This window comes from Halomonas pelophila, from assembly GCF_040196315.1.
In the GTDB taxonomy this organism is placed as follows: Bacteria; Pseudomonadota; Gammaproteobacteria; order Pseudomonadales; family Halomonadaceae; genus Halomonas; species Halomonas pelophila.
The window spans coordinates 17,823-37,548 of record NZ_JBEGCI010000023.1 but is presented as its reverse complement, the minus strand read 5'-3'; the positions used below and the strand labels follow the sequence as shown (position 1 = coordinate 37,548).

The following is a 19,726-nucleotide window of genomic DNA, read 5'->3' as shown; positions in this document are numbered from 1 at the left end:
GCCGCCATGCGCAAATTGGTGCATATCGCTTTCGGCGTCTTGAAGTCACAAACCGAATATCGGCCACAACCAACTCAATGAGGGTTGCGGCCGGTCAGGAGAGACGGTATCTCCTCTTCGGCTCGTCCCCAGCGCCTCTTGATTCCGGTAACTGCGATAGTCCTGGCCCGTGGCGGACGGTGCCGAGAGCGGAAAGTCACTCGCTGAAGGAGATCTCCGGCCCGTCGGACTGCTGGTCTTCGACCTGCTCGGTCACCTGGCGGGCCATCTCGCGGAAGCTCGCGGTCACCTCGCCCTCGGGCTCGGCCACCACGGTGGGCCGACCGCCATCGACCTGCTCGCGGATCGCAAGACTCAGCGGCAGCCGGCCGAGCACGCGAGTCTCGTACTCGTCGGCGATGCGCTCACCGCCGCCCTCACCGAAGATCGGCTCGCTGTGACCGCACTGGGAACAGGTGTGCAGGCTCATGTTCTCCACCACGCCGAGCACCGGCACGTTGACCTTGCGGAACATCTCGATGCCCTTGCGAGCGTCGAGCAGCGCGATGTCCTGGGGCGTGGTCACGATCACCGCGCCGTCCACCGGCACCTTCTGGGCCAGGGTCAGCTGGATATCGCCGGTGCCCGGCGGCATGTCGATGAACAGGTAGTCGAGATCGTCCCACGCCGTCTGCGTGAGCATCTGCTGGAAGGCCCCGGCCACCATCGGCCCACGCCACACCATGGGCTCGCGGACGTCGGCCAAGAAGGCCATGGACATGGCCTGGATGCCGTGGGCCTCGAGCGGCCGAAAGCGGTTTTCGCCGGCGGACTGGGGACGCACGCCCTCGCCCACCCCGAGCATCTGCGCCTGGCTGGGACCATAGATATCGGCATCCAGGATGCCGACCCGGTAGCCCTCGGCGGCCATGGCCAGCGCCAGGTTGACGGTCACGGTGGACTTGCCCACCCCGCCCTTGCCGGATGCCACGGCGACGATATGCTTGACCCCTTCGATCACGGATCGCTCCTTATGCAGTTGGGGGTTGCCACGCGAGCGGCATGAACGGTCAGTATACCCGCCGGGTCGCCCCGCCATGCAATGCCTGCCCGTCGATGCCCGGCCTTCCCTCTGATCTTCACGCCCATCTGCCCGCTCGCTCGAGCCCACCAAGGAGAACGGCGAGCCGGTGGCTCGCCGTTCGACGGGTTGAGACGATCCCGCGGGATGGCTCAGTCGGTATTGGCGTCCTGGGAGGCCTCGGCTTCCGGCTTGGCCTCGGCTTCCGGCTTGGCCTCGGTTTCCGGCTTGGCCTGGGCTTCCGCCTTGGCCTCGGAGGTTTCACTGTCGTCGGACTGAACGCTCTGCTCCAGTTCATCCAGCTCGCTGCGCCAGGTCTCGAGCTGCCCATCCAGCCGCTCGAGCTTGGACTGACGCGACGCCACCAGAGCATCGAGCTCGGCTACCTCCTCACGGCCGAGCTTGATGGCGAGCTCGAGATCCTTGAACGTCTCGCGGGCCTGATCGACGGCTGCAGTGGCTTCGTCCAGTTCGCCCTGGGTCGCCTCGAGGGCCTCGGCGGCCTCGTTGCGGCTCGTCTCCAGCTCGCTGATCTCCTGCTGGAGCGCATCACGCGCCTCCTGCTTAGCGGTGATCTCCTCATTCAGGCCGGCCAGGCTCTCTTCGGCGGCCGCGCTCTCCTGCTGGAGCTCATCGAGCCGAGCCAAGGCCTCGTCACGGGCGGCGACCGCCTCGCTGCGCTCCTGCTCGGCCTGCTGACGGGCCTCTTCGGCTTCCTGGCGGGCCTGTTCGGCGGCCTGGCGCGCCTCTTCGGCCTGCTGGCGAGAGGCCTGGGCCTCGTCGCGGGCCTGGGCGGCCTCGCGGCGCGACGCCTGGGTGGCAGCGAGCTCCTCCTCGGCGGTGGCAAGCGCCGCCTGGCGCTCCTTCAGGTCGGCCTCGGCGGACGTCACGGAGGCCTGTGCCACCTTCAGCTCGGTCTGCGCCGCGGCGATCTCGGCCCGAGTCCCTTCCAGCTCGGCCTCGGCGGCCTGCAGCTCCTCGCCAAGCACGGTGCGACGCGACTCGAGGTCATCGATGTTGCCGGCCGCGCTCTGCAACTCCTCGACGCGACCCGACAGCGACGCGTTCTCGGCCTGCACGGTATCGAGGCGCTCGCGGAGCGACTCCAGTGCCTCGTTGCTGGAACTGGAGCTCGACTGCGCCATCAGCGCCCAGATCAGTGCGACCGCCGCCACGGCCGTCAGGCCCTTGACGCGGTTGTCCTTGAACAGCTCACTCATCGATGTATCCGCCATCGGCGAATCCCCCTAAATGGTTGGGTGTCGGTCGCCGGCCACCCTCGGCCGGCCATCATGGTGTCGTCTTCCAGCATACACGCCCAACCGGCGACCGCCACCCGGGCGGCGATCATGCAGTCAACGTCAGGACTCGACCTTGCCGCGCAGGGCCTTGTGACGCCCGCGCTTCTTCTTGCTGTCGAGCCGGCGCTGTTTGGCGCCCTTGCTGGGCCGGGTGGCGATGCGCTTCTTGGGCGCGTACATCACGCTCTTGATCAACGCCTTGAGTCGCGCCAGGGCCTCGGTGCGATTGCGCTCCTGGGTGCGGTGGCTCTGGGCCTTGATGATCACCACGCCGTCGCGGGTGATGCGTTGATCGCCCAGCGCCAGCAGCTTCTCCTTGAAGCCCTCCGGGAGGCTGGAGGCGCGGATATCGAAGCGCAGATGAATGGCGGTGGCGACCTTGTTGACGTTCTGGCCGCCGGCGCCCTGGGCGCGTACCGCCTGCATCTCGATCTCGTGGTCGGGAATGGTCACCTGGCGAGAGAGTTCCAGCATGCTGCCTGCCTTGTCGTGAAAAGTGGGCCCGGCGCGGACACCGCCGGGCATGGGGCCAATCAGCTGGCCAGCCAGATCCGGTGTTTCGCCCCCTTGCCGGGCCGGTGGGCGCGCACGGTGACCTCCTCGACCAGCAGGCCGACGCGGCGCAGCCGCTCGGTGAAGGCCGGATCCTGTCCCGCCGACCAGACCGCCAGCACCCCGTCGGGGCGCAGCGCTTCCTGGGCCGCGGCGAGCCCCCGGGGAGAATAGAGCCAGTCGTTCTCGCGACGCGTCAGCCCCTCGGGGCCGTTATCCACGTCGAGCATGATGGCGTCGAAGCCGCTGGGCTCTGCGCGCAGCAGCTCGCCCACGTCGCCCAGGCTGACTCGCGTACGGGGATCGTCGAGGGGCCGTCCGGCCGCCGCTCCCAGCGGGCCGCGATTCCACTCCACCACGCCCGGGACCAGCTCGGCGACCACCACCACGGCATCCTCGCCAAGCGCCGCCAGGGCCGCCGCCAAGGTAAACCCCATGCCCAGGCCGCCGACCAGCACGCGCGCGCCGGGGCGGTCGGCGATCCGCTCGCAGGCCAGCTCAGCCAGAGCATCCTCGGAGCCGTGCAGGCGGGTGTTCATGAGATCGCCCGGCGCGCCGACGATGCGGATGGAGAACTCGTCATTGCGCTGCAGCAAACGCAGCTGAGTACCCTGGCCGGGAATGCTCGCGGTGCCGATCTCTTCAAATTTGGCCATGCTGCCTCGCTGTCACGGGAATGGCTCGGCCACCGGAACGGTGCCGAAAGCGCGCATTATGCGCGGGCCTCCAGCGACTTGCCATGCACGCGCCCGGGAAACGCGCTCCGGGGAGTCGAGCCCCTGACAACCGGACTCGCCCTGGCCGCGCGCGTCAGGCCGAACGCTTGGAACCGCGCGCTGGGGCCGGCATCACTCCTGCTTATGCGCCAGCGCCATGAGATAGAGCGCCAGCGCGAGCGCCAGCACCGAGAGCGCCAGATAGATGGCATCCAGCGGGGTGTCGAAGCTGATCCCCACCACCGCGCGGAAGAACTCGATGATCACCGCCAGGATCACCACCCGCGCAATCTTGTCCTTGAGCTGATCGAGGGAGCTGACGTTGAAGGGATGATGGGGATCACGCCCCTCGGCGGGCTCGATGCGCGAGACGAAAAGCTTGTAGACGCCCAGCGCGAAGATCATCAGCACCAGAGCGATCAGGTAGATGTCCACGGCCACGATGATGTCGGTGACCACGGTCTTGTGGATGTCAACGCCGCCGCTGAGATAGTGGCGCCAGGTATCGGCCAAGACCGAGAGCACGTCCAGGCTGGCGATGACGAACAGCACCAGCGCCCCCAGCAGCGCCGGGATCACGGCCATCAGCACCATCAGGCGCGAGTGCCACAGGAAGGCCTCGAAGCGTCGCTCGAGCTGCCCGCGACGCTTCGCGGGGCGAGGATCAGGGCGGTGTTGCGGTTCCATGTCGTGCGTCTCCTCGATGACGGGGCGTCCGCCGACGCGATCGCCGGCGAACATTTGACCCAGGCGCGCAGGATACCCCTATGATGACGCAGGCACACTGGCACGGCAGCCCCGATGACGTCACCCCCCGAAGCCCCCCGACAGTCGCTCCTCGCCCTGCTGCCGCTGACGCTGCAGTTCCTTTGGCGGGTGATATGCGCCTTCCTGCGCAACCGCGGCATCCTGCTGGCCGGCGGAGTCGGCTACAACATCCTGCTCTCCATCGTGCCGCTGTTCGCCCTGATGGTCGTGCTGCTGGCCGGCGTGGTGGACCAGCAGCACCTGCTCGAGGTGCTCTCCATCCAGGCGCGCCACCTGGCCCCCGCCCATGCGGAGGTGCTGCTCGACGCCGTGCGCACCCTGCTCGACTCACGGGACGTCATCGGCATCCTGGGCTTTCCCGTGCTACTGCTGTTCAGCTCCTTCGCCTTTCGCATGCTCGAGGATGCCCTGGCGATCATCTTCCATGCGCCCGACACCCACCATCCCCATCGCCGCCTCTGGGTCTCGGTGGCACTGCCCTACGCCTTCATGCTGGTGCTCGGGGCGGGCCTGCTCGCCCTGACCCTGCTGGTCAGCCTGGTCAGTTCGATGAATGCGCTGTGGCTGACGCTCTTCGAACGCAACCTCCCCCTGGCCGGCCTGTCCGAGCCGATGCTCAACCTGACCAGCTTCCTCGGCGTCTTCCTGCTGTTCAGCGCCATCTACAAGGTGCTGCCGGTGGTCACCATCGCCCTGCGTCGCGCCGTGGTGGGGGGCTTCGTCGCCGCCCTGCTGTGGGAAGGCGTGCGCTTCTTGCTGGTGTTCTATTTCGCCAACATCTCACTGGTCAACGCGGTCTACGGCTCCCTGGCGACCCTGGTCGTGGTGCTGCTGAGTCTGGAGGTGGGCGCCATCATCCTGCTGCTCGGCGCCCAGGTCATCGCCGAACTGGAACGCAACGCCCGTCTGGGCCTCGCCTGGTACATCGATCCCCGTCGCCAGGCGGTGACCCACGTGGATTGATGACACCCTCAGTTCCGAGCCTTGGACTTGTCCGAACCATTCAAGCGCCGGATGAGGTTCATCAGGCTACGACCGCTGACCATTCCCAGCAGGTAGAGGACCGCAATCAACAGCGCTATCGGTATCGAGAAGCTCCATGTCAAAAACCGCACCTCCACCAGCGTGAAGTTCTGCATGACAAGGACCATCACCAGCACCAACAGAAGAAGCTTGATACCCAACCAGAACCGTTCCATACCGCACCCCCTATATTCCACTTGAGAATTACCGAACCTTAGAAAGATGGTGAATCGCGTCCTCAGCGTCAATTCAGATAACGGCACCCCAGGCCTTTCAGAAGGTGGATAGCCCGGTGGCCTCCATGATCCGATAGCGCAGCCACTGCCGGGTCGAGGCGTCGTCATGGGCGGCGAAGGGCTCACTGGTGATGCGCGACGGGGTCGAGTGCCAGCGACGCTCGAAGAAGGCCGCCGCGTCGAGCAGGGCCTGGGTCGCGGCGGGCCCCACCAGGCGCACGCTGGTCTCGAGGTTCAGGTCGTCCAGGTTGCGCCGGGTGAAGTTGGCCGAGCCCAGGATCATCTCGGCCTCGGCATCGGCCACGGCGGGCCGGCGCAGCAGCAGCTTGCTATGGCACTGCTCGCCCTGGGTGGCACACCAGCGCACCGGTACGCCGGCGGCATGGAGCTCGCGGGCGACCGGCCGGTTGGGAATGCCGCCCTTCTCGATGCCGAAGGCGTCGCGATTGGGGTCGAGCAGCACGCGCAGATCCACGCCGCGCCGCTGGGCCGCCACCAGCGCCTCGATCAGCTCGCGATGCGAGAGGTAGAAGACGGCGACATCCAGCCGGTCGCCCGAATCGCTTGACTCGATGACTGCGAGCAGCGCCTCGCGGATGGCCCCCTCGGTCAGCACCTGCACCCTTGCTCCCGCGACCGGGGCCTGCGGGGCGGCCAAGGCACCGGGCCCCGGAAGGCGCACACCCGACCAGCCGGCCACCGGACGCTCCGAGGCCAGCAGGTCCAGCGCCGCCGCCCCCTCGAAGCGCAGCGCCACGTTGCCGTGCAGGCTGCTGGCATCGTGGGGATTGGCCGAGGTGACCAGTGCTGACAAGCCCTCGCCCCGATCGACGACCAGGGTCTTGCGATGGTTGGCGTTGAAGTTGAGCAGGGTCAGGTAGCTTCGCAGCGGCACCCGCCCCGTCCCCAGAGGATTGGGCAGCCAGCCACCATCGCGATGGTTGCCGAGCCAACGCGGCCCCAGGTGCCAGACCCCCGACCAGAGCGGATTGGAGGCCCGCGGTCGCGTCAGATCCGTGATCACTACCGTGACGCCGGCCTCGCGCAACCGCTCAAGGTGCGCAGGCTCGAGACCGCCATAGAGGGTGTTGAGCGGGTCGGTGATCACCACGGCCTCGAGCGACGGACGCTGCGCCCGGCGCTCGACCAGGGCATCGGTGAGCTCCGCCGACAGCGGCCGGAAGTCCTGGCCATCGGCGGCGCCGGCGAAATCGTTGAACAGGAACATGTCCAGCACCACCAGACGCTCGGCCTGGCCGATCAGCGCCATGACCTCGTCGAAGATCCGGCGCCGGGCATGTCGCTCACCGGACGGGGCGTACCAGGTCTCGTCGGCGAGGAAGCGCACACCCTCGGCGGGGCGTTCGGGAAAGGTCCGGCCAAGCCCTTCCGGCAGCGGCTTGTAGCGCTGCCACGCGCCCATGGCGAGCCAGGCCGCGAACAGTGCCGTCACGATCCAGGGCCACATTCGGCGCCTCCGTTGGCCTCGGCCTTTCATGCCGTCTTTCCTCCGACCTCTTCCCAGGCGCTTCCCGACCGCCATGACCGCCTCGCGACCCATGTCGCCGAGTGGGGCGACGTTCCCGCCAGCATAGCGACCGGCCGCCGCAAAAGCAGTACGCCCGGCCGAGGCCGGGCGCAGCAGATCGTGACCGTAGCCGATTCAGCCCTGGCGGTAGCGCCGGCGACGACGCCACACGAGGCGCGCCAGGGGAACCAGCGCCGCCAGCCCCAGGGCACCGATCGCCAGCACCGCGAGCATCGCCGGGCTGCCGGTATGGGCGTGGACGGCGGGAGCCGCATGGCCCGAATGCGCCAGGACCAGGGGGGTCGAGAGCAGGCTGGCTGGCAAGGTGGCGCCGAGGGAGACGGAGCGAAGCATCTTGGAAGGACGCAGGGTCATGGGGTGATCTCCTGGGAGTAATAGAAATGATCGGGAAAACGCGGGATCCGGCACGCAGCCGCGCTCGGCACCTGCGGCTCAGGCAGAGGCGGCATCGCGGTCGGAAGTCGTCGTCGACAGCGGGCGACGCTCCGGCAACATGCCGCGCTCGAGGATGAAGGCGATGATCTCCTCCAGGCCGACGCCGTCGTAGAGGTTGGCGAAGACGAAGGGGCGCTCCCCGCGCATCTTGCGCGAGTCGCGCTCCATGACCTCCAGCGAGGCGTGGACCTGCTCGGCGATATCGATCTTGTTGATGATCAGCAGGTCCGACTTGGTGATGCCCGGCCCCCCCTTGCGCGGGATCTTGTCGCCGGCCGAGACGTCGATCACGTAGAGGGTCAGGTCGGACAGCTCCGGGCTGAAGGTCGCCGAGAGGTTGTCGCCACCGGACTCCACCAGCACCAGCTCGAGCCCCGGATGGCGCGCCTGGAGGTCGTCGATGGCCGCCAGGTTCATGGAGGCATCCTCGCGGATCGCCGTGTGCGGGCAGCCGCCGGTCTCGACGCCGAGGATCCGGTCCGCCGGCAGGGCCTCGTGCTTGAGCAGGAAGTCGGCATCCTCGCGGGTATAGATGTCGTTGGTGACCACTGCGATATCGTAGTGGTCCCGCAGGGCGCGGCAGAGCTGCTTGAGCAGGGCCGTCTTGCCGGAGCCCACCGGGCCGCCGACGCCGATTCGCAGGCAATGGGTCATGTCGTTTCTCCTGTTGCACTCTTTCATCGTTACTGTCGGCACGGACGACTCACGGGACTCACCACGCCACACGCCCGAAACCCTGGCAAACCGGCCGGACTCCTGCGGTCGGAAAGACGGCACGTCCCTGTGCCGGCTTTCCTCGGTCTTCTTCCCTGAAGACCGACCGCGTCGCTTCGTCCGGCGTGCCAGCGGTCGTGCGAGGTAGATTCACCCGTGATCGCCCGGCCTTGTTGGGCGCTAACTTCTGAACAGTCGTGAGTACTGGGTCTCGTGCAGCGCACTGGCCAGGGCCAGGCCCGGCAGCGCCGGCCCCAGGGCGTCGTCCTCGAGCACCAGGGCCTCGTCCACCGCGGCCACCAGAGCCGGGCGTAGCCGCTCCACCAGGCGCTGCGCCGCGGTATGGCCCAGCGGCAAGGCCTTGCAAGCCACGGCCAGCTGGTTCTCCAGCCAGGCCCAGGCGAAACCCAGCAGCGCCTGACGCGCTGGCACGCCGCGCACGTGCGCCGTCCAGGCGAAGACCGTCACATAGCCGGCGTGGGCCGGCAGCGCCGGTGCCTCGTTCGAGGGGCCAGCGGGCAGCAGCGCGAGGCTGCCCAGCAGACGCACCAGGGCGGCGCCCAGACGGCGATCCTCGGCGGCAAGCTCCGCGGTCTCGCGGTTGGCCGCAAGCCAGGCGTCCCACTCGGCGATGGCCTCGCCATCCGCCTCGTCCCAGGCCCGGGTCAGGCGCGCCAGCGCCGGCAGCTCGCAGCGGGTCAGGCCGTCGTCCAGCACGCCCTCCAGCCACTCGCCGAGACTCGCTTCATCCGACACCCAGCCCAGCTCGAAGGCACTCTCGAGTCCCTGGGAGAAGGCGAAGGCGCCGATGGGCAGCGCCGGGCTGACCAGCTGCAGCAGTCCCAGCAGCGCCAGGTCATCGCCCCGCGCCGCCGTCGCCGGCCCCTCAGTGGGCATGGTCATGATCGTGGCCGTGGTGATGCGGGTGATGCCCGTGGCCCTCCCCGTCCGAGGCCTGGGCGTGGGACTGGGTATGTGACTGGGTGTGTGAATAGGCGCCGGGCTCGGGGTCGAAGGGCGCCTGGTGGTGCTCGAGGCGCGCCCCCAGCCGCTCGGCCAGCGCCTCCAGCACATGGTCCGGCGGGAAGCGCACGAAGCCGCCTTGACCGGGTGACGCGTCTTCATCCTCCCCCAGCGCCAGCTGCACGTGACGGTTGCCCAGGTGATAGGCGAGCCGCGCCAGGGGCAGGCCCGGCGCGATGCGGGCGGTAACCACCGGCTCTACGGCGGCGAGGATGCGCACCACCTCGCCGCCCTCGGCGCGCAGCCCCTCGCCGTCGCGCAGCACCGGGCCACGATCGAGGAACAGGCCCACGTCACGGCCCGCATCGCTTCGGGCCTTGAGCCGGCCGAGGACGCGCTGCTCATAGGCCAGCGTCAGGGTGTCACTCGCCCGGCTCGCCTCGATGGGCCCCAGGCGTTCAATCAATCTCAGCATCGTTCATTTCCTGTTTCGAGCTTCGAGTCCGTAAACAATTAGCCGCGGCTCATCCGGCGATAGGTCCAGGCGGGGGCGCTGTGAATACTTCCTTGTACGCTACCGATTCCTTCCCTGGAATCGGACCCCCGCCAGGACCTGTCCCCGGCGCCGCTCACTCGGGTGGTCCCTGCCCGCAGTCCGGCGCTTGGCACTCGGCGCTCAGAACAGGTGGTAGCGCTGAGCGAGCGGCAGCTCGGTGGCGGGCTCGCAGGTCAGGAGCTCGCCGTCGCAGCGCACCTCGTAGGTCTGCGGATCGACGCTGAGCTCGGGGCAGGCGTCGTTGAGCTTCATGTCGGCCTTGCGCACGCCCCGCACCTCCCGGCAGGCACTGAGCGGGCTGCGCAAGCCAAGTCGGTCGCCGATACCGGCCGCGAGCGCCGCCTGACTGACGAAGGTCAGGCGGGTCTGGCTCGTCGCCCGGCCGAAGGCGCCGAACATCGGGCGGTAGTGCACCGGCTGGGGGGTGGGGATCGAGGCGTTGGGGTCGCCCATGGGGGCCATGGCGATCATGCCACCCTTGAGGATCAGCGCCGGCTTGGTGCCGAAGAAGGCCGGCTTCCAGAGCACCAAGTCGGCCAGCTTGCCCACCTCGATGGAGCCCACGTCATGCGCGATGCCGTGGGTGATGGCAGGATTGATGGTGTACTTGGCGATGTAGCGCCGAGCGCGGACATTGTCGGCCCCGCGCGCCTCGTCCTCCGGCAGCAGGCCGCGCTGCTGCTTCATCTTGTGGGCGGTCTGCCAGGTCCGGCATATCACCTCGCCGACTCGCCCCATGGCCTGGGAGTCCGAGGCGATCATCGAGATCACCCCCAGGTCCTGGAGGATGTCCTCGGCGGCGATGGTCTCGCGGCGGATGCGCGAGTCGGCGAAGGCCACGTCCTCGGGGATATTGGGGTCCAGGTGGTGACACACCATCAACATGTCGAGGTGCTCGTCGATGGTGTTAACGGTATAAGGTCGGGTCGGGTTGGTCGACGACGGCAGCACGTAGGGCTTCGAGCAGGCGGTGAGGATATCCGGCGCATGGCCGCCCCCGGCCCCCTCGGTGTGATAGGTGTGGATGCCCCGTTCCTTGAAGGCGGCCAGGGTGTCCTCGACGAAGCCCGACTCGTTGAGCGTGTCGGTATGGATCGCCACCTGGACGTCATGACGCTCGGCCACACTCAGGCAGTTGTCGATGGATGCCGGGGTGGTCCCCCAGTCCTCGTGGAGCTTGAGGCCCATGGCGCCGGCCTCTAGCTGGGCCTCCAGGGCCTCGGGCAGGCTGGCGTTGCCCTTGCCGAGCAGGCCGATGTTCATGGGCAGGTCGTCCACCGCCTGGAGCATCTTGCCGAGGTGCCAGGCCCCCGGCGTGCAGGTGGTGGCGTTGGAGCCGGTGGCCGGCCCCGTGCCGCCGCCGAGCATGGTGGTGATGCCGCTCGCTAGCGCCTCCTCCACCAGCTGCGGGCAGATGAAGTGGATATGGGCATCGAGGCCGCCGGCGGTGAGGATCTTGCCCTCCCCCGCGATCACCTCGGTCCCCGGGCCGATGACGATCGTGACGTCCGGCTGGGTATCGGGGTTGCCGGCCTTGCCGATGGCTTTGATGCGACCGGCCTTCAGGCCCACGTCGGCCTTGACGATGCCCCACCAGTCGAGGATCAGCGCATTGGTGATCACGGTGTCCATGACCGAATCGTCGTGACGCTGGCTCTGCCCCATGCCGTCGCGAATCACCTTGCCGCCGCCGAACTTCACCTCGTCACCGTAGTGGGCGGCATCCCGTTCCACCTCGATCCACAGGTCGGTGTCACCCAGGCGCACCCGGTCCCCTAACGTGGGACCGTACATGTCGGCATAGGCCTGACGGCTGATCTTCATGACGATTCTCCCTGGTCCGAGTCACCGGGGTGCGGGGATCGCGCGGCGTCGGGCGCGGCAGACAGCTCGCCCATGACGTCGCCATGGAAGCCGAAGATGCGGCGCGCCCCGACGTAGGGAATCAGCGTCACCTCACGCACCTGGCCCGGCTCGAAGCGGATCGCCGTGCCGGCGGCCACGTCCAGGCGGTAGCCCCGCGCGGCGTCGCGATCGAAGGTCAGGGCCGGATTGGTCTCGGCGAAGTGATAGTGGGAACCGACCTGGATCGGCCGGTCACCGGTATTGGCCACCTCGACGGTGATCCGATCGCGGCCCGCACAGAGCTCGATCTCGCCGTCCTGTAACTGGTACTCACCGGGAATCATCAGCATCCCCCTCCTGTAATATTGAAAACTGCGCGAGCGATGGTCAGGCAAGGCGGCAAGCAGCAAAAAACGGATCGGACTCGCGCTCGAGTTTACGTCTCGTAAATGAGCATTTTTTGCTGCGATGCCAAAACGGCATGACCGAGCGCAGCCAGTTTTCAGACGATGGGCGTATGCACAGTGACCAGCTTGGTCCCGTCCGGGAAGGTGGCCTCGACCTGTACCTCGTCGACCATCTCGGCCACCCCCTCCATGACGTCCTCCCGGGTCAGGATCTCGCGCCCGTAGCTCATGAGGTCGGCGACGCTGCGCCCGTCGCGGGCGCCCTCCAGGATCTCGAAGCTGATCAGCGCCACCGCCTCGGGATAGTTGAGCTTGAGGCCACGATCGCGCCGCCGCTCGGCCAGCTGGGCGGCCGAGAAGAGCAGCAGCTTGTCCTTGTCTCTGGGGGTCAGTTCCATGGGGCATCTCCATCAAGAAAGGCAGTCAGGTCAGCCAGATCCTGGGGGTATGGGCGGGCTGGCCGAGCAGTCGGGGCCGCAGCATCTCCCAGGCCTGGCGACATAGGCGCCAGGCCTCGTTGCGCTCATTGCCGAGGTAGCGCAGCAGCAGCACCCCGTGGCGCACTGTCACCGCCCATCGCGGATTCGTCGGCAGGCCATCGCGCAGCGCCTGTATGGCGTCCGGTTCGTCATCGAGTCCCACCGCCCAGAGCGTGGCCTGCACGGTGGCTCCGCCCTGCCCCCAGCGGCCGGTAAAGCGCGGATGGCGGGGATCCAGCGATTGACGCTCGAGCCACAGGGGCCGACCGTTGCGGGTCAGATGGAAGCGCTGCTCGATGCGGCCGCTCAAGAAGGGCAGTGCACTCGCCGGACGGCCCAGGGCCATCACCTCCCAGCCGAGGCAACGTGACGTCTCCGACAGGGCGATGGTGGTGCGCTGCTCTCCCTTCGAGCCGTCGAAGGCCAGGGTCTCCTGGGGCAGCCACTCGAGCACCCCCTCCTCGGCGACCTCGAGGTGCGTGGCCTGCTGCCAGGCGACGCCATGGCTGTCGGCCCGATAGAGCTTGTTGGCGGCCGGGGTGGTCAGCAGCGCATGAGCGCCCGCGCCGACCCGGGCGCTGATGGTCAGGGCGTCACCGCTGACCAGTCCGCCGGGCGGATGCAACAGATAGACATGGCAGGGGCCCTGTCGGCCCTCGGGGTGAAACGACCGCTGCACCCGCAGCGGCCCGTGGTGACGGGCGCGGGTCATGCGGGTCACGCCGTCGCGGGGCTCGAAGGCCAGGTCCAGCGAGGCCGCCCAGTGGCGGTCGGCATCGAAGCGGTGGCCCGAGACCGGCCCCGAGGCCGGCCCCGAGGCCGGGGATGGCGGTCCTGGCGTGAGTGTCGAGAAGGCCGTCATGGCAGTCCGCCCTGTCAGGAAAGTGGCAACTGCACTGACCTCAGCAAGGGCCGTACCAGAACGCAGAGGCCCATAGTTAACCCAGCCTTTTCAATCATTTACATTAGAGGATGAGGAAGGATGTGAGCGCGGGTGCGCACCGACCAGGTGCACTGGAGTGCGTCCGGCGCACCAAGGTCGGGAAGAGAGGTGGGCAGCCGTCCCTTTATGGTGCATGCCTGCCCCTGAGCGGCGCCCGGGCGATGCCGAGTGTGTGCGCCAGAGACGAGCGCCCAGCCCGGACGGGTGCCGGGCTGGGCGCAAGCCATGACCTGGTGGGTTTACACCGCTAGACCGTCAGATGCTCGCGAATCAGGGCCTCGGAGAGTTCACCGATCTCGCCGCGGGCCACGGGGCGGCCCCGATCCATGATCACGAAGCGGTCGGCATACTTGCGGGCGAAGGGCAGCTTCTGCTCCACCAGCAGCACGCTGAGGCCATCCTCGCGGATCAGCCGGCGGATCACCTCGCCGATCTGGGCCACGATGTTTGGCTGGATGCCCTCCCCCGGCTCGTCGAGGATCAGCAATCGCGGCTCGAGCACCAGGGCCCGGCCGATGGCCAGCTGCTGCTGCTGGCCGCCGGAGAGGTCGCCGCCCCGGCGATGCTTCATCTCCTCGAGCACCGGGAAGAGTTCATAGACCCGCGACGGAATCCGCTTCAGGCCATCGCTTCGCGCAGCCAGGCCGGTGCGCAGGTTCTCCTCCACGGTAAGCAGCGGGAAGATCTGGCGCCCCTGGGGCACATAGCCGATGCCCAGTCGCGAGCGATCCTCCACGCGTTTGCGAGTCAGCTCGACGTCATCGGCGTAGCGGATGCTCCCGGAGGCCACCGCCACCTCGCCCATGATCGCCTTCATCAGGGTGGTCTTGCCCACCCCGTTGCGTCCCATCACGCAGGTGCACTGGCCGGTGAGCACCTCGAGGTCCAGGTCCCAGAGGGTATGGCTCTCGCCGTAGTACTGGTTAAGCGTCTCGATGGTCAGCATCAGGCGGCCTCCTCGTCGGGGTCCGCGCCCAGATAGACCTCGACGACCTTCGGGTCGTGGGAGACCCGGTCCATGCTGCCCTCGGCCAGCACGCTGCCCTGGTGCAGCACCGTCACGGTGCGGGCGATGGAGCGCACGAAGCCCATGTCGTGCTCGACCACCACCACGGACTGCTTGCCCTTGCCGGCGAGGCCCGTGAGCAGCTCGGCGGTGCGCTCCATCTCTTGCTCGGTCATGCCGGCCACCGGCTCATCGACCAGCAGCAGCCGGGGACGCTGCATCAGCAGCATGCCGATCTCCAGCCACTGCTTCTGGCCGTGGGAAAGGATGCCGGCCAGGCGGTGGCGGAGCTCGGTGAGCCCGATGGTCGCGAGCACCTCCTCGATGCGGTCGCGGATCTCGCCTGTCAGGCGCGCGGTGAGCGTGGGCAGGATGCGCTTGTCGGCCGCCATGGCGAGCTCGAGGTTCTCGAACACCGTCAGGGCCTCGAATACCGTGGGCTTCTGAAACTTGCGCCCGATGCCGAGGCTGGCGATCTCCGGTTCGCTCTTGGCCAGCAGGTTGTGGCGGCTGCCGAACCATACCGAGCCGGTGTCCGGTCGGGTCTTGCCGGTGATGATGTCCATCATGGTGGTCTTGCCGGCCCCGTTGGGGCCGATGATGCAGCGCAACTCGCCATCATCGATGGTCAGGTTGAGGTCGTTGATCGCCTTGAAGCCGTCGAAGCTGACGGTGACGCCGTCCAGGTAGAGGATCGGGCCATGACGGACATCCACCGGAGAGGCCGCCGGCACCAGGAAGTCGAAGACCCGGTCACGATCGGCCAGGGATTGCAGGAAACTCATGCGGAGGCCTCCCGGGGCGCAGAGGGTTCAGGCGATGGCGGTCGAGACGTTCGCCGGGGGCGAAGGCGATAGGCCAGCAGGCCGGCGATGCCCCTGGGCAGCAGCACCGTGACCAGCACGAACATCCCACCCAGGGCAAACAGCCAGGCATCCGGCATCACCCCGGTGAAGACCGTCTTGGCGTAGTTGACGAGTATCGCGCCGATGACCGCGCCGTAGAGGGTCGCGCGCCCTCCCAGCGCCACCCAGAGCACGATCTCGATGGAGAAGATCGGCGAGAACTCGCTGGGGTTGATGATGCCCACCTGGGGGACATAGAGCGCCCCGGCGACCCCGGCCAGCATGGCCGAGACCACGAAGACGAACAGCTGGAAACGCTCGACCCGATAGCCGAGAAAGCGCGTGCGCGCCTCGGCGTCCCGGGTGGCCACGCTGACCCGGCCGAGCTTGCTGGCGACGATGGCACGGCACAGCACATAGCCGATGGCCAGGGCCACGCCGGTGGCCAGGAACAGGCCGAGCCGTGTGGCGTCGCTGCGGAGGTCGAAGCCCAGCAGCTCCTTGAAGTCCGTCAGCCCGTTGTTGCCGCCGAAGCCCATCTCGTTGCGGAAGAAGGCCAGCATCAGGGCGAAGGTCAGGGCCTGGGTGATGATCGAGAGATAGACCCCGGTGACCCGCGACCGGAAGGCCAGGAAACCGAACACCAGCGCCAGCAGCCCCGGGGCCAGCAGCACCATCAGGAAGGCGAACCAGGCCATGTCGAAGCCCAGCCAGTACCAGGGCAGCGCGTCCCAGTCGAGAAATACCATGAAGTCCGGCAGCAGCGGATCCCCGTAGGTGCCGCGATCGCCGATCTGGCGCATCAGGTACATGCCCATGGCATAGCCACCCAGGGCGAAGAAGGCCCCGTGGCCCAGGCTCAGGATCCCGAGATACCCCCACACCAGGTCCACGGCCACGGCCAGCAGCGCGTAGCTCAGGTACTTGCCGAGCAGCGTCACGGTGTAGGTCGAGACATGCAGCGGATGCTCTGCCGGCAGGGCCAGGTTGAGCAGCGTCACCAACGCCAGGGCCGTGAGCAGGATGCCCAGGAAGCACTGGGTCGCGCGTTCACGAAACGGTCGTGTGAGCCACGAACTCGAGGCATGCATGAATCAGCCCTCCGCTGCCCGGCCCTTCTGCGGAAAGAGTCCGCGGGGGCGCTTCTGGATGAACAGGATGATGAAGACGAGCACCAGGATCTTGGCCAGCACGGCGCCGGCCCAGGGCTCGAGGACCTGGTTGATCACCCCCAGCGACAACCCGGCCACCAGGGTTCCCCAGAGGTTCCCCACCCCGCCGAACACCACCACCATGAAGGAGTCGATGATGTAGTTCTGGCCGAGGTTGGGGCCGACGTTGGTCAGCTGGGAGAGTGCCACGCCGGCCAGCCCCGCCACGCCCGATCCCAGGGCGAAGGTCATAATGTCCACCCGGGTCGCCCGGATGCCCATGGAACGTGCCATGGCCCGGTTCTGCGTCACCGCCCTCACCTCCAGTCCCAGCCGGGTACGCCGCATCACCAGCATCAAGCCGGCGAACACCAGCAGCGCGAAGCCCAGCACGTAGAGGCGGTTCAAGGTCAGCGACAGGCCCTCGTTGATCATCAGCGAGCCGCTCATCCACTCCGGGCTGACCACGGTGCGGTTGAGCGGCGAGATCACGGTGCGCACCAGTTGCTGGAGGATCAGGCTGACGCCGAAGGTGGCCAGCAGGGTCTCCAGGGGGCGGCCCTTGAGGAACTGGATGACCCCGCGCTCGATGGCGATGCCGGCCAGCGCCGCCACCAGGAAGCCGGCGGGAATGGCGAGGATCAGCGCCAGGCCGGGCTGGCCGGGCAGCAGCTGCTGCATCGCCCAGGTGGTGTAGGCGCCGAGCATCATCAGCTCGCCGTGGGCCATGTTGATGACCCCCATCACGCCGAAGGTGATGGCCAGGCCAATGGCCGCCAGCACCAGCACCGAGCCCAGCGACAGGCCGAAGTAGAGGGTCTCCAGGCCCCGGTTGAGCCTGAGCTTCTGCTCGATGTCGGCAAGCGCCGAGCTTGCTGCCTCGGCAAGCGCGGGATCGTCGCTGCGCGCGGCGGCACTGAGGGCCGCACGGGCCTCGCCATTGAGGCTCCCCGCCAGGCTGGAGACCGCCTCCACATTGCCCTGCTCGAGCCGATGGATCGCCAGCCCCTGCGCCAGCAGGCGGCTGACCTCGGCATCCTCTTCGTCCTCGAGCAGGCCCTGCAGGGGCGCCACCATGGCCTCGTCGACCTGCCCCAGCAGGTCGCGGGCCGCCTCGCGACGGGCCCCGACGTCATCCACCCGCAGGTCGAGCACCGCCAGGACACTCTGCAGCTGGCCGCGCAGCGCATTGTTGATGCCGATGCGGTCGAGCTCACGGCGCGACATCTCGCCGAGGTCCTCGCCGGTCAGGGCATCGACCACCGGCCAGTTCCGGCCCCGGTTCTCGAGCACCACGACGAAACGCCCGCTCTCCTTGTGGCGCTGCAGCTTTCCGCCGAGCAGGGCTTCCAGCCAGCCACGGCTGCGCTCGTCGCCGCTGGCGACGATGGCCTCGATGACTCCATCCATCCGGGCGTAGGACGCCGCATCGAGGGACTCCAGCAGGGACTGGCCAGCGGGTGTCGTCGCCGACTGGGCCTGGGCCGATACCCCCCACCCGACGAGCAGGCAGAGCATCAGTCCCGACACGAGGGAGCGGATCATCCTCATGGGCGTGTCCTATAGAAGTGAAGAGATGGCGTATCTCGGACCAACCAGGCCAGCGAATGCCTCAGGGCGATCGCCGTTGGCGGTATCGCTGGGGGCTTTGCCGTCGACAAGCCCTCGCGAGGGCTTGTCGACGGATCCCCTGATCGCTTGGTAAGTCGATAGGGGCGCTTACTCGGCCGAGGCCACCTCGGCCTGGCCACCGCAGCTGCCCTTCACGACGTTGTAGTTGCCGCAGGACAGGGGGGCGCGCCAGTCGCTGATCAGGTCCTTCGAGCCTTCCAGGTAATCGGACCAGGCATCGCCGGCCACGGTGGAGGGGGTCTCCCAGACGATGGAGAACTGGCCGTTATCCTGGATCTCGCCGATCAGCACCGGCTTGGTGATGTGGTGGTTGGGCATCATGGCCGCATAGCCACCGGTGAGGTTGGGGACGCTGACGCCGATGATGGCGTCCTTGACCTCGTCGACCTCGGTGGTGCCGGCCTTGCGTACCGCCTCGGCCCACATGTTGAAGCCGATGTAATGGGCTTCCATGGGGTCGTTGGTCACCGCCATGTCATCGCCGGTGTACTCGATCCAGGCGTCGATGAAGTCATAGTTGGTGTCCGTATCGACGCTCATGAAGTAGTTCCAGGCGGCGAGATGCCCGACCAGCGGCGCGGTGTCGATGCCAGTGAGCTCCTGCTCGCCCACCGAGAAGGCCACCACCGGGATGTCGGCGGCGTCGATGCCCTGGTTGCCCAGTTCCCGATAGAAGGGCACGTTGGCGTCGCCATTGATGGTCGAGACCACCGCGGTCTTCTTGCCCTGGCTGCCGAACGCCTTGATCTCGGAGACGATGTTCTGCCAGTCGGAATGACCGAAGGGGGTGTAGTTGATCATGATGTCCTCGTCGGCCACGCCATGCGACTTGAGGTAGGCGTCGAGGATCTTGTTGGTGGTACGCGGATACACATAATCCGTGCCAGCCAGCACCCAGCGCTCCACGCCGATGTTGTTCATCAGGTAGTTGACGGCCGGAATCGCCTGCTGGTTGGGGGCCGCCCCGGTGTAGAAGACGTTCTCGGAGGACTCCTCCCCCTCGTACTGCACCGGATAGAAGAGCAGGCCGTTGAGCTCCTCGACCACCGGCAGCACGGACTTGCGCGACACCGAGGTCCAGTTGCCGAAGATCACGTCGACCTCCTCCTGGGCCAGCAGCTCGCGGGCCTTCTCGGCGAACAGCGGCCAGTCGGAGGCCGGATCCACCACGACGGCCTCCAGCTGGCGACCCAGCAGGCCACCGTCGGCGTTCTGCTGTTCGATGAGCATCTCGACGGTGTCCTTGAGCACCGTCTCGCTGATGGCCATGGTGCCGGAGAGCGAGTGCAGGATACCGACCTTGATCGGGTCCTCCTGGGCCAGGGCAGGTGCCGCCACGCCCAGGCTCAGGAGGGACGCGGCCAGCCAGCGGGAAGAACGGAAAGCGGATGACGGAATCATGAGAGCTCCTTGCGAGCGATGTTGTTGTCGATGAGTCCAGCGCAGGAGGCCATCGCGAGAATGCCTCTACCCTGGTATCGCAAGGGATGTGCCACATCGCCATCGTGCCGGCTTTACCTCGGCGAATCAGTCTATTGGCAGAAG

The 19,726-nt window shown here is 67.6% G+C and carries 21 protein-coding genes; 1 reads left to right on the top strand and 20 read right to left on the bottom strand.

The annotated features are described in order from the left end of the window. Positions 1-196: 196 nt before the first annotated feature. The 5 genes from apbC to ABE957_RS17680 form a co-directional block, all read right to left on the bottom strand. A complete protein-coding gene (gene apbC, locus ABE957_RS17700; RefSeq protein WP_349759987.1) occupies positions 197-1,000 on the bottom strand; it encodes an iron-sulfur cluster carrier protein ApbC in 804 nt (267 codons plus the stop codon). Positions 1,001-1,212: 212 nt separating this feature from the next. Next, complete coding sequence (locus ABE957_RS17695; protein ID WP_349759986.1) at positions 1,213-2,280, bottom strand: coiled-coil domain-containing protein; 1,068 nt, start codon at positions 2,278-2,280, stop codon at positions 1,213-1,215. A 141-nt stretch (positions 2,281-2,421) separates the two neighbouring features. Then, positions 2,422-2,835, bottom strand: a complete 414-nt coding sequence (gene arfB / locus ABE957_RS17690) for an alternative ribosome rescue aminoacyl-tRNA hydrolase ArfB (RefSeq protein ID WP_089850620.1) — start codon at positions 2,833-2,835, stop codon at positions 2,422-2,424. A gap of 59 nt (positions 2,836-2,894) precedes the next feature. Continuing rightward, positions 2,895-3,569: a spermine/spermidine synthase domain-containing protein gene (locus ABE957_RS17685; protein ID WP_349759985.1), complete on the bottom strand. Its 675-nt coding sequence runs from the start codon at positions 3,567-3,569 to the stop codon at positions 2,895-2,897. A 192-nt stretch (positions 3,570-3,761) separates the two neighbouring features. Further along, positions 3,762-4,316: a YqhA family protein gene (locus ABE957_RS17680; protein ID WP_349759984.1), complete on the bottom strand. Its 555-nt coding sequence runs from the start codon at positions 4,314-4,316 to the stop codon at positions 3,762-3,764. A gap of 114 nt (positions 4,317-4,430) precedes the next feature. On the opposite strand from ABE957_RS17680, the gene ABE957_RS17675 reads away from it, so the two are divergent. Then, the gene (locus tag ABE957_RS17675) at positions 4,431-5,360 is read left to right on the top strand and encodes a YihY/virulence factor BrkB family protein (protein ID WP_349759983.1); all 930 of its coding nucleotides are present in this window, start codon (positions 4,431-4,433) and stop codon (positions 5,358-5,360) included. A gap of 8 nt (positions 5,361-5,368) precedes the next feature. On the opposite strand, the gene ABE957_RS17670 is transcribed toward ABE957_RS17675, so the two are convergent. The 15 genes from ABE957_RS17670 to urtA form a co-directional block, all read right to left on the bottom strand. After that, positions 5,369-5,596 (bottom strand): LapA family protein, encoded by a 228-nt coding sequence (locus ABE957_RS17670; RefSeq protein ID WP_349759982.1) that lies wholly within the window; start codon positions 5,594-5,596, stop codon positions 5,369-5,371. A gap of 97 nt (positions 5,597-5,693) precedes the next feature. After that, complete coding sequence (locus tag ABE957_RS17665) at positions 5,694-7,124, bottom strand: phospholipase D-like domain-containing protein (RefSeq protein WP_349759981.1); 1,431 nt, start codon at positions 7,122-7,124, stop codon at positions 5,694-5,696. Between the two features lie 195 nt (positions 7,125-7,319). Beyond that, entirely contained in the window at positions 7,320-7,559 is a 240-nt protein-coding gene (locus tag ABE957_RS17660) for a hypothetical protein (RefSeq protein WP_349759980.1), read from the bottom strand. 78 nt (positions 7,560-7,637) lie between these two features. Continuing rightward, positions 7,638-8,294, bottom strand: a complete 657-nt coding sequence (gene ureG, locus ABE957_RS17655; RefSeq protein ID WP_349759979.1) for an urease accessory protein UreG — start codon at positions 8,292-8,294, stop codon at positions 7,638-7,640. Between the two features lie 240 nt (positions 8,295-8,534). Then, positions 8,535-9,251: an urease accessory protein UreF gene (locus tag ABE957_RS17650; protein WP_349759991.1), complete on the bottom strand. Its 717-nt coding sequence runs from the start codon at positions 9,249-9,251 to the stop codon at positions 8,535-8,537. Beyond that, entirely contained in the window at positions 9,241-9,792 is a 552-nt protein-coding gene (locus tag ABE957_RS17645) for an urease accessory protein UreE (RefSeq protein ID WP_349759978.1), read from the bottom strand. The genes ABE957_RS17650 and ABE957_RS17645 overlap by 11 nt, the downstream gene beginning before the upstream one ends. Positions 9,793-9,993: 201 nt before the next feature. After that, positions 9,994-11,697, bottom strand: coding sequence for an urease subunit alpha (ureC, locus tag ABE957_RS17640; RefSeq protein WP_349759977.1), 1,704 nt, complete (start codon positions 11,695-11,697; stop codon positions 9,994-9,996). Continuing rightward, positions 11,694-12,062, bottom strand: a complete 369-nt coding sequence (locus ABE957_RS17635) for an urease subunit beta (protein WP_349759990.1) — start codon at positions 12,060-12,062, stop codon at positions 11,694-11,696. Before ABE957_RS17635 ends, ureC begins: the two co-directional genes overlap by 4 nt. A 158-nt stretch (positions 12,063-12,220) precedes the next feature. Then, positions 12,221-12,523, bottom strand: a complete 303-nt coding sequence (locus ABE957_RS17630) for an urease subunit gamma (RefSeq protein ID WP_349759976.1) — start codon at positions 12,521-12,523, stop codon at positions 12,221-12,223. A 25-nt stretch (positions 12,524-12,548) separates the two neighbouring features. Then, on the bottom strand, positions 12,549-13,466 hold the full coding sequence (locus ABE957_RS17625; RefSeq protein WP_349759975.1) for an urease accessory protein UreD: 918 nt from the start codon (positions 13,464-13,466) through the stop codon (positions 12,549-12,551). A gap of 328 nt (positions 13,467-13,794) precedes the next feature. Beyond that, entirely contained in the window at positions 13,795-14,493 is a 699-nt protein-coding gene (gene urtE / locus ABE957_RS17620; protein WP_349759974.1) for an urea ABC transporter ATP-binding subunit UrtE, read from the bottom strand. Further along, positions 14,493-15,338, bottom strand: coding sequence for an urea ABC transporter ATP-binding protein UrtD (urtD, locus tag ABE957_RS17615; RefSeq protein WP_349759973.1), 846 nt, complete (start codon positions 15,336-15,338; stop codon positions 14,493-14,495). The genes urtE and urtD overlap by 1 nt, the downstream gene beginning before the upstream one ends. Continuing rightward, the gene (urtC, locus tag ABE957_RS17610) at positions 15,335-16,489 is read right to left on the bottom strand and encodes an urea ABC transporter permease subunit UrtC (protein ID WP_349759972.1); all 1,155 of its coding nucleotides are present in this window, start codon (positions 16,487-16,489) and stop codon (positions 15,335-15,337) included. Before urtC ends, urtD begins: the two co-directional genes overlap by 4 nt. A gap of 3 nt (positions 16,490-16,492) precedes the next feature. Next, complete coding sequence (urtB, locus tag ABE957_RS17605) at positions 16,493-18,094, bottom strand: urea ABC transporter permease subunit UrtB (protein ID WP_349759971.1); 1,602 nt, start codon at positions 18,092-18,094, stop codon at positions 16,493-16,495. A 174-nt stretch (positions 18,095-18,268) separates the two neighbouring features. Next, positions 18,269-19,582, bottom strand: a complete 1,314-nt coding sequence (urtA, locus tag ABE957_RS17600) for an urea ABC transporter substrate-binding protein (RefSeq protein ID WP_349759970.1) — start codon at positions 19,580-19,582, stop codon at positions 18,269-18,271. Positions 19,583-19,726: the final 144 nt, after the last annotated feature.

Bases quoted from the DNA above. Each gene is read 5' to 3' on its own strand.
- ABE957_RS17695 (WP_349759986.1), bottom strand. From the start codon at position 2,280: ATGAGTGAGCTGTTCAAGGACAACCGCGTCAAGGGCCTGACGGCCGTG.
- arfB (WP_089850620.1), bottom strand. From the start codon at position 2,835: ATGCTGGAACTCTCTCGCCAGGTGACCATTCCCGACCACGAGATCGAG.
- ABE957_RS17685 (WP_349759985.1), bottom strand. From the start codon at position 3,569: ATGGCCAAATTTGAAGAGATCGGCACCGCGAGCATTCCCGGCCAGGGT.
- ABE957_RS17680 (WP_349759984.1), bottom strand. From the start codon at position 4,316: ATGGAACCGCAACACCGCCCTGATCCTCGCCCCGCGAAGCGTCGCGGG.
- ABE957_RS17675 (WP_349759983.1), top strand. From the start codon at position 4,431: ATGACGTCACCCCCCGAAGCCCCCCGACAGTCGCTCCTCGCCCTGCTG.
- ABE957_RS17670 (WP_349759982.1), bottom strand. From the start codon at position 5,596: ATGGAACGGTTCTGGTTGGGTATCAAGCTTCTTCTGTTGGTGCTGGTG.
- ABE957_RS17665 (WP_349759981.1), bottom strand. From the start codon at position 7,124: ATGTGGCCCTGGATCGTGACGGCACTGTTCGCGGCCTGGCTCGCCATG.
- ABE957_RS17660 (WP_349759980.1), bottom strand. From the start codon at position 7,559: ATGACCCTGCGTCCTTCCAAGATGCTTCGCTCCGTCTCCCTCGGCGCC.
- ureG (WP_349759979.1), bottom strand. From the start codon at position 8,294: ATGACCCATTGCCTGCGAATCGGCGTCGGCGGCCCGGTGGGCTCCGGC.
- ABE957_RS17650 (WP_349759991.1), bottom strand. From the start codon at position 9,251: ATGCCCACTGAGGGGCCGGCGACGGCGGCGCGGGGCGATGACCTGGCG.
- ABE957_RS17645 (WP_349759978.1), bottom strand. From the start codon at position 9,792: ATGCTGAGATTGATTGAACGCCTGGGGCCCATCGAGGCGAGCCGGGCG.
- ureC (WP_349759977.1), bottom strand. From the start codon at position 11,697: ATGAAGATCAGCCGTCAGGCCTATGCCGACATGTACGGTCCCACGTTA.
- ABE957_RS17635 (WP_349759990.1), bottom strand. From the start codon at position 12,062: ATGATTCCCGGTGAGTACCAGTTACAGGACGGCGAGATCGAGCTCTGT.
- ABE957_RS17630 (WP_349759976.1), bottom strand. From the start codon at position 12,523: ATGGAACTGACCCCCAGAGACAAGGACAAGCTGCTGCTCTTCTCGGCC.
- ABE957_RS17625 (WP_349759975.1), bottom strand. From the start codon at position 13,466: ATGACGGCCTTCTCGACACTCACGCCAGGACCGCCATCCCCGGCCTCG.
- urtE (WP_349759974.1), bottom strand. From the start codon at position 14,493: ATGCTGACCATCGAGACGCTTAACCAGTACTACGGCGAGAGCCATACC.
- urtD (WP_349759973.1), bottom strand. From the start codon at position 15,338: ATGAGTTTCCTGCAATCCCTGGCCGATCGTGACCGGGTCTTCGACTTC.
- urtC (WP_349759972.1), bottom strand. From the start codon at position 16,489: ATGCATGCCTCGAGTTCGTGGCTCACACGACCGTTTCGTGAACGCGCG.
- urtB (WP_349759971.1), bottom strand. From the start codon at position 18,094: ATGATCCGCTCCCTCGTGTCGGGACTGATGCTCTGCCTGCTCGTCGGG.
- urtA (WP_349759970.1), bottom strand. From the start codon at position 19,582: ATGATTCCGTCATCCGCTTTCCGTTCTTCCCGCTGGCTGGCCGCGTCC.